Below are 18,353 nucleotides of genomic sequence, written 5' to 3'. Positions count from 1 at the left end.
GGCGGCGGCCTGAGATGCGGCGCGCGCTTGCCGTCTGGCTGATGCTCGCCGCCGCCGGCGTGGCGGTGTTCCTGCTGTCGCTGGCAGTGGGCAGCGTGTCGCTCAGCGGCGCCCAGGTGTGGGGTGCGCTGGCCGGCGGCAGCACCGATACCGCCAGCGCCATCGTGCGCGAGCTGCGCCTGCCGCGCGCGGCGGCGGCTTTCGCCTGTGGCGGCCTGCTGGCTCTCACCGGCGCCCTGATGCAGGTGCTGCTGCGCAATCCGCTGGCCGAACCCTATGTGCTGGGCGTGTCCGGCGGCGCGGCCACCGGCGCGCTGGGCGCCATGCTGATGACGTGGCCGCTGTGGACGGTGCAGGCCGGCGCCGCCGGCGGCGCGCTGTTCTCGATGGTGCTGGTGGCCACGCTGGCGCGGCGCGACCTGTTGCATCCGCAGGTACAGGGCGGCCATCACGAGGCGGGCTCGCGCCTGTTGCTGACCGGCGTGATCCTGGCCGCTGGCTGGGGCGCGCTGATCACGCTGATCCTGAGCGTGGCGCCCGAGGCGCGCCTGCGCGGCATGCTGTTCTGGCTCACCGGCGATCTCGGCGGCACCGCCAGCTATGGCCTCGTGCTGGGCGCGCTGGTGCTGGCGGTGCTGCTGGTCATGCCGCTGGCCCGCTCGCTCAACGCCATGCTGATGGGCGAGACCGTGGCGCAGGCGCTCGGCGTGCGCGTGGGCGCGGTGCGCATGGCGGTATTCGTGCTGTCCTCGGTGGCGATCGCGGTGGCCATCACCGCGGCCGGCTCGATCGGCTTCGTCGGCCTGGTGGTGCCGCACCTGGTGCGGCTGGCGTGGGGCAACGACCAGCGCCTGCTGCTGCCCGCGTCGGCCCTGCTGGGCGGCGCGCTGCTGATGGCGGCCGACCTGGTGGCGCGCACGGTGATCGCGCCGGCGCAGCTGCCGGTGGGCGTGATCACGGCGCTGCTGGGCGTGCCCACCTTCCTCTTCTTGCTGCTGCGCAGGCCGCGCTGACGCTCATGCCGACCTGGAACGAACCTGCCTCGAACTGTCCCACGCTGGCGCTGCAGGCCTTGCAGCTGCGGGCGGGCGCGCGCGCGCTGCTCGATGGCCTGAGCCTGTCCGTGCATGCCGGCGAGCTGTGGTGCGTGGTTGGCCCGAACGGGGTCGGCAAGTCCACGCTGATGTCGGTGCTGGCCGGGCTGCGCAAGCCCGACGGCGGTGCCGTGCTGCTCGACGGCCGCGCGCCGCCGGAGATCGCGCCGGCGGCGCTCGCGCTGCAGCGCGCCTACCTGCCGCAGGCGGTGAGCGATACCTTCTCGATGACCGTGCGCGATGCGGTCGCGGTGGGCCGCCACCCGCATCTCTCGGGCTGGGGCTGGGCACGCCGCGAGGACGACGCCGTGGTCGCCGCGGTGATGCGCGAGCTGGATCTCGATGCGCTGGCCGCGCGCGACGTGCTGACCCTGTCCGGCGGCGAACGCCAGCGCGTCTCGCTGGCCGCCACGCTGGCGCAGCAGGCGCCGCTGCTGCTGCTCGACGAGCCGGCCGCGCACCTGGACCTGCGCCACCAGATCATGGTGCTGGACACGCTGGCCGGCCTGGCGCGGGCCGGCCGCCACGCCGTGGTGGTGATCCTGCACGACCTCAACCTGGCGCGGCGCTATGCCACCCACGCGCTACTGCTGGCCGAGGACGGCCTGTGCCTGCATGGCCCCGCGGCCGACGTCCTCACGCCGGCGAACTGCTCGCATGCGCTGCGCACCCCCATCGTCAGCGTCAGCGACGGCCGGCATACCGCGCTGATCGCGCACGGCGCCTTTCATCCGCTGCATGGCGGACCTACCGGACAAGACGGAACCTCATCATGAACGAACCCCAATCCGGCGCCGCATCCGGCGCCGCATCCGGCGCCGCATCCGACGCCAATCCCGCAACCGGCGACGCCGGCCGCGACGAACGCCACAAGACGCGCATGGCGCGCAAGAAGGACGTGGTGGACGCCAAGATCGCCGCCGCCCGGGACGAGCGCGGCGTGATCGTCATCACCACCGGCAACGGCAAGGGCAAGTCCAGCTCCGGCTTCGGCATGGTGGTGCGCGCGCTCGGCCACGGCATGCAGGCCGCCGTGGTGCAGTTCATCAAGGGCGCGATCCCCAGCGGCGAGGAAATGTTCCTGCGCCGCTTTCCGGAACACTGCGCCTTCCACGTGATGGGCGAGGGCTACACCTGGGAGACCCAGGACCGCGCACGCGACGTGGCCAAGGCCGAAGCCGCGTGGGAGGTGGCGCGCGGGCTGCTGCGCGACCCGGCCGTCGAGCTGGTGCTGCTGGACGAGCTCAATATCGCGCTCAAGCTGCACTACCTGGACGTGGACACCGTGATCGCCGACCTGCGCGCCCGCCCGCCGATGCAGCATGTGGTGATCACCGGCCGCGGCGCGCCGCAGGCGCTGATCGACGCGGCCGACACCGTGACCGAGATGACCCCGGTCAAGCACGCGTTCAAGCAGGGCATCAAGGCACAGCGCGGCATCGAAATGTAGGCGCCGCTCGCGCTATCGATCAACCCAACCGTAACCGTGGTCTCGAACATCATGCAGTTTCCCGTCATTGCTCCCCTGGATGCCTCCCTGCGCCCCGCCCTGCAGGCCGCCATCGACGCCAAGACCAAGCCGCTGGGCGCGCTTGGCAGGCTCGAGGCGCTGGCCCTGCAGATCGGCCTGATCACCGGCAGCACCGCGCCCGAACTCAAGCGCCCTGCGGTCATCGTCTTCGCCGGCGACCATGGCATCGCCGACACCGGCGTGAGCGCCTATCCGGCCGAGGTGACAGCGCAGATGGTGCTCAACTTCCTCGGTGGCGGGGCTGCCATCAATGTGTTCTCGCGCCAGCACGGCCTGTCGCTGGAGGTGGTGGACGCCGGCGTGCGCGCGCCGCTGCCGGCCGCGCCCGGGCTGGTCAACTGCCGCATCGCGGCGGGCACGCGCAACTTCGCGCAGGAGCGCGCGATGAGCGCCGGGCAGGTACAGGCCGCGCTCACGGCCGGCATGGCGCGCGTGCTGCGCCACGCGCAGGAAGGCACCAATGTGATCGCCTTCGGCGAGATGGGCATCGCCAATACCTCTTCCGCCGCCTGCCTGGCGAGCCGGCTCACCGGCACGCCGATCGACGAATGCATCGGCCGCGGCACCGGGCTGGACGACGCCGGCCTGGCGCACAAGCGCGCGGTGCTGGCGCAGGCGCTGGCCTTGCATGCCGATGCGGTCGAGCCGCTCGATGCGCTGGCCGCGTTCGGCGGCTTCGAGGTCGCCATGATGACCGGCGCCTTCCTGGCCGCGGCGGCCAGCCGCATGGTGATCCTGGTCGATGGCTTCATCGCCTCGGCCGCGCTGCTGGTGGCGCAGGGCCTGGCGCCCGAGGTGCTGGACTACTGCGTGTTCTCGCATTGCTCGCACGAGCACGGCCACCGCAGCCTGCTCGCGCATTTCGGCGCCGAGCCGCTGCTGGCGCTGGACCTGCGCCTGGGCGAGGGCACCGGCGCCGCGCTGGCCTATCCGCTGCTGGTGTCCGCCACTGCCTTCCTGCGCGAGATGGCCACCTTCGGCGGCGCGGGCGTCAGCACGGCATCGGCGTAGACTGCGGCGGACCTCTCTCTCGTACCGGCCCATGCTCGATGAACTTCGCTACTTCCTGACCGCGGTCGGCTACTTCACGCGGGTGCCGGTGCCACGCTGGGTCGGGTTTGCGCCGCACTACCTGAACGCGGCGGCGCGCTACTTCCCGCTGGTGGGCCTGCTGGTGGGCGGGCTCGGCGCGCTGGCGAGCTGGGGCGCGCTGCAATGGTGGCCGCCCGGCGTGGCGCTGCTGCTCGGCATGGCGGTGACCCTGCTGGCCACGGGCGCCTTCCACGAAGACGGCCTGGCCGATTGCGTGGACGCCTTCGGCGGCGGCTACCGGCCCGAGGATGTGCTGCGCATCATGCATGACTCGCGCATCGGTGCGTTCGGCGCCATCGCCCTGGTGGTGGCGCTGCTGCTGAAGTGGCAGTTGCTGGTAGCGATCGCCGCGCGCGGCGGCATGGCGGAACTGCTGCTGGTGCTGGTGGCCGCGCATGCGGCCAGCCGCGCGATGGCGGTGAGTTATCTCGCCACGCTCGATTACGTGCGGCCCGAGGGCAAGGCCAAGCCGGTGGCGCAACGCCTGGGCGGCATCGGGCTGGTCTTTGCCTTGTCGTGCGGCGCGGTGCCGCTGGTGCTGGTGTCGCCCGCCTTTGCAGGGTCGGCGCTGGCCGCGCTGCTGGTACTGCGCGTGCTGCTGGGCCGCTATTTCGTGCGGCGCATCGGTGGCTATACCGGCGACTGCCTCGGCATGGCGCAGCAGCTGGCCGAGATCCTGATCTACCTGGTGGCGGCGGCATGGACCTGGTCCTGATCCGCCATGCGCAGCCGCAGGTGGCGCCAGGCATCTGCTACGGCGCGCTCGACCTGGCGCTGGCCGAGCCTGTCTCGCCGGCGCCTGCGCGCATGCTGGCGGCGCTGGAAGGGCTGCGGCCGCAGGGCATTCTCTGCAGCACGCTGGCGCGCGCGCGCGCCACCGCATCCCTGCTTGCCGAAGGCCTGGCAGCCGCGCTCGTGCCCGAGCCGGACGCGCGCCTGCGCGAGCTGGATTTCGGCAGCTGGGAAGGCCTTGCCTGGGACGCGGTGCCGCGCGCGGAGCTGGACGCGTGGGCGGCCGACCTGCTCAACGCAAGGCCGCACGGTGGCGAAAGCGCCGCCACGGCCATGGCGCGCGTGGTGGCGTGGGCCGATGCGCTGCCCGCCGAGTCGCGCGATTGCATCTGGGTGGTCACGCATGCCGGCCCGATGCGCATGCTGGCCGCGCACTGGCTCGGCGTGCCGCTGGCCACCACGCTGGGCTGGGATCTCGCGTTCGGCGCCAGCTGCCGCTTCACACTGGGCAAGGGCGCGCCGCGCCTGCGGTGGTGGAACCGCGTGTGAGGTGCCGCCAGGGCGCTACTGCGCCGGCCGCTTGGCTCGCGCGTTGTCCAGGTCCTTGCAGATGATTTCCGCGCCGCGCGCCAGGCGCGGCCCGGCACGGTTGACCAGGTCGCCATCGATGGCGTACAGGTTGCCGCGCGCCACCGCCGTGACCTGCTTCCAGCGCTCCCACATGGAGAAATCGGGCAGGGGGCGGTCCGAGCGCGTGGCCCCGATGGCCGCCGTCATCATCACTTCGGGATTGCCCGCCACCACCGCTTCCACCGATACCGTGGGCACCAGCAGGGACTCGCTGGCGAACAGGTTGCGCCCGCCGCACAGCGCCAGCACGTCGCTGATCAGGTGCTGGCCGCTGAGGGTCATCAGCGGCTGTTGCCAGACCTGGTAGAACACCGTCACCGGCGGCCGCGCGGCATAGGCCTGGCGCAGCTTGTCGACCTGCTGGCGGAAGCTCGCGGCGGCGCCGCTGGCGGTGGCCTCCGTGCCCATCAGCACGCCCATGCGCTCGATATTGCTGGGAATGCCTTCGAGCTTGCGTGGCTCGCTGAAGAACAGCGGCAGGCCGAGCGCGCGCAGGCGGTCGGTCTGTTTCTGCGCATTGCCGTGGCGCCACACCACGATCAGGTCCGGCTTGAGCGCGGCGATGCGCTCCAGGTCGAGCGCCTTGTTGTCGCCCACGCGCGGGATCTCGCGTGCCTGCGGCGGGTAGTCGCTGTAGCTCACGGTGCCGACGATACGCGCGCCGCCGCCGGCCGCGAACAGCAGCTCGGTGACGTGCGGCGCCAGCGAGATCACGCGCCGCGCGGGCTGGTCCAGCGTGACGGTCTGCCCGGCATCGTCGACCACCGAGACGGCGGCGCCGGCGTCGGCGCAGTGCGCACCGCCCAGCAGCGTGATGAGTGTCAGCAGGATGCGGGCGGCCAGCGGGGTTTCATTCATCGGGAATCCAGGGTGCGGTCGGAAAAGTGGGTGGCGCATGCGCTTGCCAGCGCGGCATCGAGCCGCTGCCAGGCTTGCGCCGATGCCGGCGGCAGGCCCAGGCGCAGGCTCGGCAGGACACCGTCCTGCGCCTCGAACAGCCGCGTCCACACGCCTTGCCGCGCCAGCGCGTCGTGCAGGATTGCCGCGTCGGCGTGCGGCACCCAGCTGAACAAGGGATGGCTCGCCGGCACCAGCCCATGCGCGCGCAGCATCGCTGCGAGCCGGTCGCCCGCTTGCTGCAGGCGGGCGCGCGTTGCGTCCTGCCAGGCGGTGTCGGCCAGCGCCAGGCGTGCCACCGCGCGGGCAGGGCCGGCCACGGTCCAGTGGCCCAGATGCGCGTCCAGCGCGGCCAGCAGGTCCGCTCGCGCCAGCACGAAGCCGCAGCGCACGCCGGCCAGTCCGTAGAACTTGCCGAGCGAACGCAGCACCACCAGGCCCGGCCGGCCGGACAGTGCCGCCAGCGACAGCGCCGGTGTGCAATCCATGAAGGCTTCGTCGAGCAGCAGCGTACCGCCGCGCGCGGCCAGCCCGGCATGCCAGGCCAGCAAGGTGGCCGGGGCAAGCGTGCGCGCGGTCGGGTTGTTCGGGTTGACGACCACCAGGTGATCGAGCCGCGCGGCGAGGCCGGCTTGGGCGAAATCCGCCTCGGCCAGGGGCACCACGTCGTGCCCGGCGCGCGCGAAGGCGGGCGCGTATTCGCTGTAGCCCTGCGCGGCCACGCCTACGCGCCCGGGCCTGAGCAGCAGCGGCAGGGCGCGGATGGCAGCCTGCGAGCCTGCCACCGGCAGCGCGCGCGGGGCGCCATAGGCCTGCGCGGCGAGCGCGGCCAGGCCGTCGTCGTCCTGCGGCAGGCGCTGCCACGCCTCGGCGGGCAGGGCGGGCACCGGATAGCCGTCGGGATTGATGCCGGTGGAAAGGTCGAGCCATCCGGCCGCGGGCCGGCCGTAGCGGCGCACGGCGGCGAGCAGGTCGCCGCCGTGGCGGATCTGGGTGGTCATGCGATGGCGTAATGCAGGAGGCAGGGGACGGCGGCGCTGGCGCAGGCGGCGGCCAGCCACAGCCACAGCGTGCGCTGGACCAGCCGCAGGCAGGCGCGTACCTGGGCGCATCCGGGGCGCGTGCCAGCGCCCAGCGGCGGACGGTCCTCCCATTCGCCGTGGTAGCGCGCGGGACCGCCCAGCGCAACGCCGACGGCGCCGGCGCCGGCGGCCATGACCGGACCCGCGTTGGGGCTCGACCAGGCCGGCGCCTGCGCGCGCCAGCACCGCAGGGCCTGCCTGGTGTGGCCCAGCAGCGCGTACGACAGCGCGGTCAGCCGTGCGGGAATCAGGTTGAGCAGGTCGTCCAGGCGGGCGGCGGCCCAGCCGAAATACAGCAGCCGGGGCGTGCGGTAGCCCCACATGGCGTCCAGCGTATTGGCCAGGCGAAAGGCGATCACGGCCGGCGCGCCGCCGAGCAGGAACCAGAACAGCGCGCCAAAGACGGCGTCGTTGCCGTTCTCGAGCGCGGATTCGCAGGCCGCGCGGGCCAAGGCTTCGGCGTCTGCCCCGGCGGTGTCGCGCGAGACGATGCGCGCGGTCAGGTCGCGCGCCGCCGGGAGATCGTCTTGCGCTAGGGCCTCGGCGATCGGCGCGATATGCTGGGCCAGGCTGCGCGCGCCAAGCGCCGCGTACAACGCCAGCGCGTGCAGCAGCCAGGCCAGCGCCACGCTCAGTTGCGCTGCCGCCTGCACCAGCACGGCGGCCAGCGCGGCAGGCACCACCACCATCAGTGTCCAGGCTGCCAAGCCGCTGGCGCGCCGGCGCAGCGGCGCGCCTCCGCGGTTCAGGCGGCGCTCAAGCGCGGCGGCCAGGTTGCCGAAGCCCACCAGCGGATGCCAGCGGCGCGGCTCGCCCAGCCACTGGTCCAGCAGCACGCCGGCCACGGCCGCGGCCACGCAGGCCGGCCAGGGGATTGCGGGAAATGTCCACCAGGACGAAAGCGCAAGGGGAAACGCAGGCAAGGACAGCATCAGCACGCCAGATCGGCGCCTTTCACGCTGATGGGAATGCCGGCCACCACCAGCCGCACGCGGTCGGCCGCGGCCGCGAGCTTCTGGTTGAGGCGGCCCAGTTCGTCGACATAGAAGCGCGTGATGGCGCCCATCGGCACCACGCCGAAGCCGATTTCGTTGGAAACCAGGATCACGTGTCCGGGCAGGGTGGGCAGCGCGGTCAGCAGCGCGTCGATTTCCTCCGTGAAGGCGGCCGGCGGCGTCACCAGGCCGTGCTCGGGATAGCTGCGCGCATCGAGGAAGATCAGGTTGTTGAGCCACAGCGTGACGCAGTCGACCAGGATGCAGCCGTCGTGCGTGGCGTTGGCGTAGAGGGCGTCGGCCAGTTGCAGCGGCGCCTCCACCAGGCCCCATTCGTTCGGGCGCCGGGCGCGATGCAGCGCGATGCGCAGCTGCATTTCCTCGTCGGCGCTGTCGTCGTCATGGCGCGCGGTGGCGATATAGGTGACCGGGCCGCCGGTGGCCGCCGCGTGGTCGGCGGCCAGTTGCTCGGCGAAATGGCTCTTGCCGGAGCGCGCGCCGCCCAGCACCAGCGTGAGCTGGCGCGCGGGTCCGGCCGCGGCGGCCGCATGCGGCGCTGCGGCGGCACGGGGGGAGCGTTCGCCCTGCGGCGTGGTGGCCGAGGTGCTGGCAGGCTCGGTAGCGGTGGCGGATGCGTGGGCCGAAGTCATCCGGGTATTGTAGCGGGCGCATCCGGGGATCGCACGCCCTGCGATGGCGCCAGCCCGCCATGCACCGATGCGATAATCCCGCGATGCAAAAACCTCTCTCCAAAGCTGGCGCCGGCGGGCTGCCGGGTGGCTTGCGCGGTACCCTGATGGTGCAGGGCACCACCTCCGACGCGGGCAAGAGCACGCTGGTGGCGGGCCTGTGCCGCGTACTGGCGCGCGGCGGCGTGCGCGTGGCGCCCTTCAAGCCGCAGAACATGGCGCTCAACAGCGCCGTCACCGCCGACGGCGGCGAGATCGGCCGCGCCCAGGCCCTGCAGGCACAAGCGGCCGGGCTGGCGCCGCACACCGACATGAACCCCGTGCTGCTCAAGCCCAGCAGCGACACCGGCGCCCAGGTCATCATCCACGGCCAGGCGCGCATGGACCTGAACGCGCGCGCCTACCATGCCTACAAGCCGGTGGCGATGCAGGCGGTGCTGGCGTCGCACCGGCGCCTGTCCGAGGCCTACGAGGTGGTCCTGGTGGAGGGCGCCGGCAGCCCGGCGGAGATCAACCTGCGCGACCGCGACATCGCCAACATGGGCTTTGCCGAGGCGGTGGACTGTCCGGTGGTGCTGGTGGCCGATATCGACCGGGGCGGCGTGTTCGCCCACCTGGTGGGCACGCTGGATTGCCTGTCCGACTCCGAGCGCGCGCGCGTGAAGGGCTTCATCATCAACCGCTTTCGCGGCGACATCGCGCTGCTCGAGCCGGGCCTGGACTGGCTGGAGGCGCGCACTGGCAAGCCGGTGCTGGGCGTGCTGCCCTACCTGCACGGCCTGCACCTGGATGCGGAGGACGCCATCATCGGCGCGCAGGCGGCCAAGGAGGGCGAACTGTTGCGCGTGATCGTGCCGGTGCTGCCGCGCATTTCCAACCACACCGATTTCGACGCGCTGCGCGCGCACCCGCAGGTGGACCTGCGTTTCGTCGGCCCCGGCATGCCGATTCCGCCGGCGGACCTGATCGTGCTGCCCGGCAGCAAGAGCGTGCGCGCCGACCTGGCCTTCCTGCGCGCCAACGGCTGGGAACCCGCGCTGCGGCGGCACCTGCGCTATGGCGGCAAGGTGATCGGCATCTGCGGCGGCATGCAGATGCTGGGGCGGCGCGTGGAGGATCCGGCCGGCCACGAAGGCCCGGCCGGCGGCAGCGATGGCTTCGGCCTGCTGGACTACGACACCGAACTGGCACCACACAAGCAGCTGCGCGTGGTGGCGGGGCGCCTGGCGCTGGAGGCGCAGGACGCCGTGGTCGGCGGCTACGAGATCCACATGGGCGTGACCCGCGGCCCCGCGCTGGCGCGTCCGGCACTGTGGCTCGACGGCGGGCGCCCGGACGGAGCGCAGTCCGAAGACGGCCAGGTGCTGGCTTCCTATGTGCATGGCCTGTTCGACCAGCCGGCCGCCTGTGGCGCGCTGCTGCGCTGGGCCGGGCTGGCGCGCGCCGGCGGCGTGGACCTGGCCGCGCTGCGCGAGGCGTCGCTGGAACGCTTGGCCGACACCCTGGCCGCGCACCTCGACCTGGACGCATTGCTGGCACCGCTGCAAGTACCCGCCGGCTGAGCCACAGGGCGGGCGGCAACTGCTAAACTCGCACGCGGGCCCGCGCCGCCGCGGGCCCGGCGCAGTGGCGGCCAGGCTGGCCACCGCGAGAACGGCCACGGCGGAACCGGTGCGGCGCGTCCCATGGCGGCCGCCATGGAAATCGCTTACGGAGAGCGCCCATGCCCGTAGTCGTGATCGCCAATCCCAAAGGCGGCGTAGGCAAGACCACGCTGGCCACCAACCTGGCTGGCTACTTCGCCAGCGCCGGCCACGCGGTGATGCTGGGCGACACGGACCGCCAGCAATCCTCGCGCGCCTGGCTGGGCCTGCGTCCGCCCACGGCGCCCGCGATCCAGACCTGGGAGATCGGCGCCGACCATATCGCGCGCCCGCCCAAGGGCATCACCCACGTCGTGCTCGACACCCCGGCCGGCCTGCACGGCTGGCGCTTCAACGACGTGATGAAGCTGGCCCACCGCGTGGTGGTGCCGCTGCAGCCTTCCCTGTTCGATATCCTTGCCACCCAGGATTTCCTGACGCGCCTGGCCGACGACAAGCGCGTGCGTCATGGCGAGGTGGAAGTCGGCGTGATCGGCATGCGGGTGGACCTGCGCACGCGCGCCGCCGAGCAGCTGCAGCGCTTCGTGGCGGGACTGGAGCTGCCGGTGCTGGGCTTCCTGCGCGACACGCAGAACTATGTGCAGCTGGCCGCGCATGGCCTGACCTTGTGGGATGTGGCGCCGTCGCGCGTGGCGCGCGACTGGGAGCAATGGCAGCCGATCATCGGCTGGCTCGAGCCGGCCCGTGCGTCGGCCGCACGCAACGCGCCGGCAGGCTAGGCGCCAAGCCGGGCAAGCAGCGCGCCCACGTCTTTCCAAGTGACGCGGCGCACTGCCACGGTCAGGTCCGTGCCGGGAAACAGATCGTCGAAGGGTTCACTCTCGATGCCGTCGAGCCGCCGGTAGAACTCGCGCGCCTGCGCATTGCCATCCAGTACATACAGAAACAGCGGCTGCCCCGGCCAGCCCGCGGCGACACGCCGCGCGCAAGCGGCGAACAGGCGTTTGCCCAGGCCAACGCCATGAAACTCCGGCATCACATGGAGGTTGTCGAGATAGATGCCGAATTCCGGCTCCGACGCCGGCAGCAGGCAGGAGAAGCCTGCCGGCTCGCCGTCCACGCGCGCCAGCGTGACTTCCAGCGGTGCCTCCGCCCCTTCCACCAGGCGCGCGTGCCAGGCGCGCAGGCGCTGGGCCGGTGCCTCGCTCGCCAGGTAGCTGTCGGGCAGCAGGCCGCGGTAGGTGTACTGCCAGCTGCGCGTATGCAGGCTGGCGACGAGCGCGGCGTCTTGCGGGCCGGCAGGCGTGAGTTCGATCGTCTTGGTCATGGTCGGTGCAACAGTCCTGGCGGCCGCCGTGGGCCGTGGATCGTCATTTTGCCGCAAGCGCGGTGGAGGCCGGCGTTGATGCGCTGCGGACGCCCGTCCTGCGGGCCGTCCTGATAGAATCGCGAATCTTTCGCATTCTCATCTTGTCGGCAGCGCGCGGCGTGCTTCTGCCGGCACGCGATGCGCCGTACCCAACCCCCACACTGGTCCAAGTTCCCATGGTCACCGGCCGCCTGCGCGTCGTCATCGTCAAGATCCACCTGTATATCGGCCTGTCGCTGGGGCTGCTGTTCATCATGCTGGGCCTGACCGGCACCACCATTGCCTGGCGCGACGAACTGGATGCGCTGATCAACCCCGAGCTGCTCACGGCCACGGCCGACGCGCCGATGCCGCTGGCCCCGGCCACGGTCAAGGCGGTGACCGACCGCCTCGAGGCCGATCCGCACTACGGCCGCCCGCGCATGTTGATGCTGCCATCCTCGCCGCGCCAGGTTTTCATCGCCTGGTACCCGGTCAAGGGACCGGGCGGCGAGGGCCGCTCGCGCCAGGTCATGGTCGATCCGGTCACGCTGGCGGTAAAGGGCGAACGCGTCTGGGGCGAGCCAGGCCTGTCGCGCCCGCTGCTGATGCCGACCCTGTTCCAGTTGCATCACTACCTGCTGTCGGGCGAGACCGGCCGCACCATCCTCGGCGTGACCGGCATGATGCTGCTGGTGATGATCATCGCTGGCGTGTCGCTGTGGTGGCCCAAGCTCAGGCCGCGTGCGCTGCTGCACGCGTTCCGCGTCAGCCACGGCGGCTCATGGTCGCGCTTCAACTACTCGCTGCACCGGGCCGGCGGCATTTTCGCAGCCCCCGTGCTGGCCACCATGGCTTTCTCGGGCTGGTACCTGAACCTGCCCAAGTGGGTGACGCCCATCGTGGCCAGCGTGATGACGGTGACGCCGCCCGTCAAGCAGGTGTCGGCGCCGGCGCCGGCCGGCACGCCGCTGCTCGGCGCGGCGCAGGCGGTCAGCGCGGCGCAGGCGCTCTATCCTGCCGCGGAAGTCACCCGCCTGAGCTTCCCGCGCAAGCCCGGCGATCCTTTCGAAGTGCGGCTGCGCCAGCCGGGCGAGGTCCGCCGCGACACCGGCGCCACCCGTCTCTGGCTCGACACGCATACCGGCCAGCGCGTGGCGGTGCGCGATCCGATGAACGCACCCGCCGGCGACACCTTCCTCAACTGGATGTATCCGCTGCACACCGGGGAGGCCTTCGGGCTGCCCGGTCGGGTGTTTATCTCCGTATTCGGCCTGGTGCCGCTGATGTTCGGCGTGACCGGCTTCCTGATCTGGTGGAAGCGGCGGCGCGGCCACCGCCGCCACATGGTGCGGACGATGGCGCGGGCCAGGGTCGGGGTGAAGGCGACGCAGAAGGAAGAGGTGAAGCTGGGCGCCTGAGACCGGCGCGGCAGCGATCGCGTCAGCGTGCCAAAGCAAAGGGGCGTCCAAGGACGCCCCTTTTTCGTGCCGGCAGGACCGGGTTCAGATTTCGAGGTTGTCGATCAGCCGGGTCGCGCCCAGCTTGGCCGCGGTCAGGATCACCAGCGGCTCGCCGGCGACCAGTTCGTCGCGGCTGGGCGCCTGCAGGTCCACGCGCTTGCGGATCGACACGTAGTCCGGCTTCCAGCCACGCGCTGCCAGGGCGGAGACCGCGCCGGCCTCGATGGCGAGCAGGTCGGCGCTGGCGCTGTTGGCCGCCAGCACGGTGTCGCGCACCTGGTGCAGGGTCTTGTAGAGCACGGGTGCTTCGGCACGCTCGTCGGGCTGCAGGTAGCGGTTGCGCGAGGACAGTGCCAGGCCGTCGTCGGCGCGCACGGTCTCGGCCGGCACGATGTCGATCGGCAAGGCGAACTGGTTGACCATGCGGCGCACGATCATCAGTTGCTGGTAGTCCTTCTTGCCGAACACGGCAACGCGCGGCTGCGCGCACGAGAACAGCTTCATCACGACGGTGCACACGCCCTTGAAGAAGCCGGGGCGGAACTCGCCTTCGAGGATGTCGCCGAGGTCGTGCGGCGGTTCGACGCGGTATTCCTGCGGCTCGGGGTACATGTCGCGCTCGGTGGGCGCGAACAGGACGTAGACGCCTTCCTTCTGCAGCTTCTCGATGTCATCCTGCAGCGTGCGCGGGTACTTGTCGAAGTCTTCGTTGGGCCCGAACTGGAGCCGGTTGACGAAGATCGAGGCGACCACCGGGTCACCGTGCTGGCGCGCCAGCCGCATCAGCGACAGGTGGCCTTCGTGCAGATTGCCCATGGTCGGCACGAAGGCCGCCCGGTTCTGTCCGCGCAACTGGTCCCGCAACTCGTGAATGGAGGAAATGACTTTCATGAAGTTGGTGTGCTGGTCGTGGTAGGAGTGTGCCCGGCGCGCCCGTCCGGCGCGCTTCTTGGCGCCCGCTGTCGGCGGATTGTAGAGCATGTGGCGCCGTTCGGACGGCGCTTATCGGCGCGGCCTAGTTGGGAATGTACGCCAATCGCACATAAATCGGCGCAAAGGGCTCGGCCTGGGTGATCTCGACCAGCGCTTCGCGCGCCAGCTCGAGCATGGCGATGAAGTTCACCACCACCACCGGCACGCCCTTGCCTGAGCGCACGGCCTCATCGAAGAGCTGGGTGAACTCCATGAAGCGCGCATGCTGCAGGCGGCGCAGGATGTGGCTCATGTGCTCGCGCACCGACAATTCCTCGCGCGAGATCTTGTGATGCTGGTTGAGCTTGGCGCGCTTGAGCACGTCCGCCCACGCGGCCTGCAGGTCCGACATTTCCACGTCGGGAAAGCGCGGCGCCAGGCTCTGCTCGATATAGACCTGCGTATGCAGGAAGTCGCGGCCGAGCTGCGGCACCTGGTCGATGCGCAGGGCGGCCAGCTTCATCTGCTCGTATTCCAGCAGGCGGCGCACCAGTTCGGCGCGGGGATCCTCGGCTTCCTCGTCGCTGTCGCTCTTCTTGACCGGCAGCAGCATGCGCGACTTGATCTCGATGAGCATGGCCGCCATCAGCAGGTACTCGGCGGCCAGTTCCAGGTTGCTCTTGCGGATCTGCTCGATATACGAAAGATACTGGCGCGTCACTTGCGCCATGGGGATATCGAGGACGTTGAAGTTCTGCTTGCGGATCAGGTACAGCAGCAGGTCCAGCGGCCCTTCGAAAGCCTCGAGGAAGACTTCGAGCGCATCCGGCGGGATGTAGAGATCCTGCGGCAGCTTGAACAGCGGCTCGCCGTACAGCCGGGCGAAGGCCATGCCGTCGATTGCCGCCGGCGTGGAGTCCTGGCCGGGCGCGACGCCGGGCAGCTCGACCGGCGGCGACAGCTTGTCCTGCTCGCTCTGGTTCATCGGGGGCGGGGGCGGCGGACCGGGTGCCTTAGTCCAGCGAGTAGACGTACGGCTTTTGCGCCACGCGCGAGGCGCCGGCGCGCTCGCTTTCCTCGAGGTTGATCGGGGTCTTGTCCCACAGCAGGGCGCGGCCCTGGCGCTGTTCGGCCTCCAGGGAAGGACGTTCTTCCTTGAGCGACTTCAGGAACTGGGTGATATCCGATTCGTAGGCCATGGCGGGGAAAGTAGGTGAGATTGGAGAACAGCCGGGATTTTACCGTATCGGCAGCCCCGGGCAGGGGTTTGCGCGCGGTTTTGCCCGCCGATGCCGGATTTCGGGCGTGCACGCGGGACTTTTTCGCCTGCCGCGGCAGGCCGGGCGCGCGGGTGTGGTCAAATGTCGACTTCGCATGTTGTGCACCGATCGATGAGGATGGATCCAGGCAACGAGCGCACGCTGCCCGCCGCGCCCTCCGGCCAGACGCCGGGGAAGCCGTCCGCCCCGTGCCGCCGGCCAGGATGGCCGCGGCTGCTGCCCGCGACGGCGCTGGCGACACTGGCCCTGTGCGCGCTTCCGGCCACGGCCAGCTACAAGGTCGAGGTGGACGCGCCCAAGCCCATCAAGGAAATGCTCGAGGAGCACCTCGATCTCTCGCGCTACCGCACGCGCGACGATATCTCGCCGGACCAGTTCGACTACATGGTCGAGACCGTGGCCGAGCAGGTTCGCCAGTTCACCTCCACCGAAGGCTATTTCGACCCGGCCACCACCACGCGGGTGGAGGGCAGCGGCGACGAGCGCACCGTCCATCTCACCGTGGATCCCGGCGCGCGCACGCTGATCCGCGCGGTGGAGGTCGGCGTGAGCGGCCCTGCCGCCACCCAGTCGCCCGCGCAGGTGGCCGAGCTGCGTGCCAAGTGGGGCCTGCCGGTGGGCGAGCCGTTTCGCCAGGCGGACTGGGCCAAGGCCAAGGAAGACGCGCTCGTGGAGCTGCAGAGCCACACGTACTACGGCGCGCGGCTGGCCAGCTCGCAGGCGCGCGTCGACCCCGACGAGCAGGCTGCCGACCTGAGCGCGCGCTATGCCAGCGGCCCGGCCTACAGCCTGGGGCCGCTGCGCATCAGCGGCCTGCGCCGCTACCCCGAGCAGATCATCCGCAACGTCAATCCCTTGAGCGAGGGCGAGCCCTATCGTGTCGAGCGGCTGCTGGAGTTCCAGCGCGCGATCCAGAACCAGCCGTACTTCTCCAATGTGCAGATCGACCTCGGCGAGCAGGGCGATGCCGTGCAGGGCCAGGAGAACAAGGTCGACCAGAACGCCGAGCGCGTCGTCGCGCCGGTGTATGTGCGGGTGCGCGAGTATCCGGCCCACCGGCTGTCGACCGGCGCGGGCTACACCACCGATACCGGCGCCCAGGTCGAAGGCCGCTATTCGTACTACAACCTGTTCAACCGCGCCTGGGTCCTCGACACCCAGGGGCGCCTCGAGCAAAAGCGCCAGTACGCCTTCGCCGAGGTCGCCATGCCGCCCGACAGCCGGACCTACCGCAACAGCGTCTACGGCAGCTACGAGCGCACCATCGACGTGGAAAGCACCGACCTGACCAGCCTGCGCACCGGCCTCAAGCGCTCGCGCTCGCGCGAGAAGTACGACACCACGCTCTCGCTGGACTACTACTACGACAACCTGCAGCCGTTCGGCCAGCCGCAGCAGCTCAGCCATGCGCTGGTGCCGGCCTTTGCCTGGGCGCGGCGCGACGTGGACAACCCGGTCTTTCCCCGGCGCGGCAACGTCATCAACACGCAGCTGGGCGTGGCCGCCAAGCACGTGCTCAGCGACGAGACCTTCTTCCGCGTCTACGGCCGCATCCGCCAGTACATCGCGGTGGGCAAGCGCGACCTGGTGGTGGCGCGGCTGGAGCTGGGCGCCGACATCACCCATGGCGACGTGACCAAGATCCCGGCCTCGCTGCGCTTTCGCGCCGGCGGCACGGACTCGATCCGCGGCTACAGCTACCAGTCCATCGGCACCCGCAACGGTGCCAGCGTGCTGCCGGCCAGGTACCTCGGCACGGCCAGCCTGGAATACCAGTACTGGTTCCTGCACGACTGGGGCATGGCGGTGTTCTGGGACACCGGCACCGCGACCGACAACCTCAGCGGCGTCAAGCTCTACAACGGCGTGGGCATCGGCGCGCGCTGGCGCAGCCCGGTCGGCCCGGTGCAGCTCGACGTAGCCTACGGCATCCAGGAGAAGCAGTTCCGCCCGCATATCTCGCTGGGGGTCGCATTCTGATGGCGATGCGCGAACCCGGCCGCAAAGGACCCGCCGCATGAGCATTCCCGACATGCCTCCGGTGCCCGCCCGCGACAATGCGCCGCCGCCGCCGCGCCCGGGCCGCCGGCGCCTGGGGCGCTGGCTGGCCTGGCTGGCGGCGCTGCTGTTGCTGGCGCTGGCGGCCGTGGTGCTGGCGGCGGTGCTGGCGTTGCGCACCGAGCCCGGCACGCGCCAGCTGTGGTCGCTGGCCACGCGGCTGTCGGCGGGCACCCTGTCCGGCAAGCTGGAGGGCGGCACGGTGGCGCACGGGCTGCGCCTGCGCGATGTGGTCTTCGCCAGCGGCGAGACACGCGTGACGGTGGACCGCGTCGAGGGCGACTGGTCGCTCGGCTGGTCGCCGGCGCGGCTGCACGTGAACTGGCTGCGCATCGGCGCGGTGACGCTGCGCCTGCCGCCGTCCGAGCCGGACAGCGCGCCCGCCACGCTGCCGAAGTCGCTCGAACTGCCGCTCGCGGTGGATGTGGATGTGCTCACGCTGGCGCGTCTGGCGCTGTTGCAGGGCCCGCCGGCCACGCCGGGCGAGATGGTGTTTTCCGACCTGGCTGGCGCGCTCCATTCCGACGGGCAGCGCCACCGCCTCAGCATCGACCGGCTGGTCACGCCCTACGGCAAGCTCGCCGCCAGCGCGCAGATCGCCGCGCAGGCGCCGTTCGCGCTGAGCGGCGCGGCTTTGCTCGAAGGCAGCTGGCAGAAGGAGTCGTTCGATATCAGCGCCAATGTGCATGGCTCGCTCGCCGCCTTGCGCGCGGAAGTGGACGCCAGCGGCGACCGCCTGCGCGGCCGCGCCGAGGCGGACCTGACGCCGTTCGGCAAGGTGCCGTTTACCCACTTGCTCGTCAACGGCGAGCACATCAACCCGCAGTTGTTCAGCCCTTCGGCGTTGCGTGCCAACCTGTCCGTGCATGCCGATCTGCGTCCGGTGGACGGTGCCGCGGCGTCGCCGGACCCGGCGGCGGCCGCATCGGCGCCGGCGGGTGTGGCC

General features: G+C 71.1%; 18 protein-coding genes and 1 pseudogene. 11 read left to right on the top strand and 8 right to left on the bottom strand.

The genetic code is table 11. The annotated features are described in order from the left end of the window. Nucleotides 1-14: 14 nt before the first annotated feature. Genes AC1DO7_RS20635 through cobC form a run of 6 tightly spaced genes read left to right on the top strand, consistent with a single transcriptional unit; the run spans nt 15 to nt 4,998 of the window. Nucleotides 15-1,013 (top strand): FecCD family ABC transporter permease, encoded by a 999-nt coding sequence (locus tag AC1DO7_RS20635; RefSeq protein WP_441623197.1) that lies wholly within the window; start codon nt 15-17, stop codon nt 1,011-1,013. A 5-nt stretch (nt 1,014-1,018) separates the two neighbouring features. Continuing rightward, nucleotides 1,019-1,870, top strand: coding sequence for an ABC transporter ATP-binding protein (locus AC1DO7_RS20630; protein WP_441623195.1), 852 nt, complete (start codon nt 1,019-1,021; stop codon nt 1,868-1,870). Continuing rightward, entirely contained in the window at nt 1,867-2,544 is a 678-nt protein-coding gene (cobO, locus tag AC1DO7_RS20625; RefSeq protein WP_441643596.1) for a cob(I)yrinic acid a,c-diamide adenosyltransferase, read from the top strand. The genes AC1DO7_RS20630 and cobO overlap by 4 nt, the downstream gene beginning before the upstream one ends. Before the next feature lie 51 nt (nt 2,545-2,595). Then, nucleotides 2,596-3,636, top strand: a complete 1,041-nt coding sequence (gene cobT, locus AC1DO7_RS20620) for a nicotinate-nucleotide--dimethylbenzimidazole phosphoribosyltransferase (protein WP_441623191.1) — start codon at nt 2,596-2,598, stop codon at nt 3,634-3,636. A 31-nt stretch (nt 3,637-3,667) separates the two neighbouring features. Further along, nucleotides 3,668-4,432 (top strand): adenosylcobinamide-GDP ribazoletransferase, encoded by a 765-nt coding sequence (locus AC1DO7_RS20615; protein ID WP_441623189.1) that lies wholly within the window; start codon nt 3,668-3,670, stop codon nt 4,430-4,432. Then, complete coding sequence (cobC, locus tag AC1DO7_RS20610; RefSeq protein ID WP_441623187.1) at nt 4,417-4,998, top strand: alpha-ribazole phosphatase family protein; 582 nt, start codon at nt 4,417-4,419, stop codon at nt 4,996-4,998. Before AC1DO7_RS20615 ends, cobC begins: the two co-directional genes overlap by 16 nt. A 15-nt stretch (nt 4,999-5,013) precedes the next feature. On the opposite strand, the gene AC1DO7_RS20605 is transcribed toward cobC, so the two are convergent. From AC1DO7_RS20605 to cobU, 4 genes are read right to left on the bottom strand one after another with little or no spacing between them, the layout of a single operon-like run. Beyond that, entirely contained in the window at nt 5,014-5,937 is a 924-nt protein-coding gene (locus AC1DO7_RS20605) for a cobalamin-binding protein (protein ID WP_441623185.1), read from the bottom strand. Then, the gene (gene cobD / locus AC1DO7_RS20600) at nt 5,934-6,977 is read right to left on the bottom strand and encodes a threonine-phosphate decarboxylase CobD (protein ID WP_441623183.1); all 1,044 of its coding nucleotides are present in this window, start codon (nt 6,975-6,977) and stop codon (nt 5,934-5,936) included. Before cobD ends, AC1DO7_RS20605 begins: the two co-directional genes overlap by 4 nt. After that, a complete protein-coding gene (gene cbiB, locus AC1DO7_RS20595) occupies nt 6,974-7,990 on the bottom strand; it encodes an adenosylcobinamide-phosphate synthase CbiB (protein WP_441623181.1) in 1,017 nt (338 codons plus the stop codon). Before cbiB ends, cobD begins: the two co-directional genes overlap by 4 nt. Then, nucleotides 7,990-8,703, bottom strand: a complete 714-nt coding sequence (gene cobU, locus AC1DO7_RS20590; RefSeq protein ID WP_441623179.1) for a bifunctional adenosylcobinamide kinase/adenosylcobinamide-phosphate guanylyltransferase — start codon at nt 8,701-8,703, stop codon at nt 7,990-7,992. Before cobU ends, cbiB begins: the two co-directional genes overlap by 1 nt. A 146-nt stretch (nt 8,704-8,849) precedes the next feature. On the opposite strand from cobU, the gene AC1DO7_RS20585 reads away from it, so the two are divergent. After that, nucleotides 8,850-10,304 carry a cobyric acid synthase gene (locus tag AC1DO7_RS20585; RefSeq protein WP_441623229.1) on the top strand — a complete coding sequence of 485 codons (1,455 nt, stop codon included), beginning with the start codon at nt 8,850-8,852 and terminating at the stop codon, nt 10,302-10,304. 161 nt (nt 10,305-10,465) lie between these two features. After that, the gene (locus AC1DO7_RS20580) at nt 10,466-11,125 is read left to right on the top strand and encodes a nucleotide-binding protein (protein ID WP_441623177.1); all 660 of its coding nucleotides are present in this window, start codon (nt 10,466-10,468) and stop codon (nt 11,123-11,125) included. On the opposite strand, the gene AC1DO7_RS20575 is transcribed toward AC1DO7_RS20580, so the two are convergent. Next, nucleotides 11,122-11,673: a GNAT family N-acetyltransferase gene (locus AC1DO7_RS20575; RefSeq protein WP_441623175.1), complete on the bottom strand. Its 552-nt coding sequence runs from the start codon at nt 11,671-11,673 to the stop codon at nt 11,122-11,124. The genes AC1DO7_RS20580 and AC1DO7_RS20575 overlap by 4 nt on opposite strands. A gap of 218 nt (nt 11,674-11,891) precedes the next feature. Between AC1DO7_RS20575 and AC1DO7_RS20570 the strand changes: the two genes are divergently transcribed. Next, the gene (locus AC1DO7_RS20570) at nt 11,892-13,115 is read left to right on the top strand and encodes a PepSY-associated TM helix domain-containing protein (protein WP_441623173.1); all 1,224 of its coding nucleotides are present in this window, start codon (nt 11,892-11,894) and stop codon (nt 13,113-13,115) included. An 84-nt stretch (nt 13,116-13,199) separates the two neighbouring features. Here the strand turns inward: AC1DO7_RS20570 and panC are convergent, their stop codons facing one another. The 3 genes from panC to AC1DO7_RS20555 form a co-directional block, all read right to left on the bottom strand. Next, entirely contained in the window at nt 13,200-14,048 is an 849-nt protein-coding gene (gene panC, locus AC1DO7_RS20565) for a pantoate--beta-alanine ligase (protein WP_441623227.1), read from the bottom strand. Nucleotides 14,049-14,172: 124 nt separating this feature from the next. Continuing rightward, complete coding sequence (locus AC1DO7_RS20560) at nt 14,173-15,054, bottom strand: segregation and condensation protein A (RefSeq protein WP_441623171.1); 882 nt, start codon at nt 15,052-15,054, stop codon at nt 14,173-14,175. 28 nt (nt 15,055-15,082) lie between these two features. After that, complete coding sequence (locus tag AC1DO7_RS20555; RefSeq protein ID WP_441623169.1) at nt 15,083-15,268, bottom strand: DUF3460 family protein; 186 nt, start codon at nt 15,266-15,268, stop codon at nt 15,083-15,085. Between the two features lie 198 nt (nt 15,269-15,466). Between AC1DO7_RS20555 and AC1DO7_RS20550 the strand changes: the two genes are divergently transcribed. Continuing rightward, entirely contained in the window at nt 15,467-17,329 is a 1,863-nt protein-coding gene (locus tag AC1DO7_RS20550) for an autotransporter assembly complex protein TamA (RefSeq protein WP_441650044.1), read from the top strand. A gap of 37 nt (nt 17,330-17,366) precedes the next feature. Further along, a pseudogene (locus AC1DO7_RS20545) lies at nt 17,367-18,353 on the top strand (translocation/assembly module TamB domain-containing protein); the annotation flags it as partial.

The organism is Cupriavidus sp. 05N40, from assembly GCF_056397305.1.
Note: the sequence above shows the minus strand (reverse complement) of the source record. Positions and strands in the feature narration are given on the sequence as shown.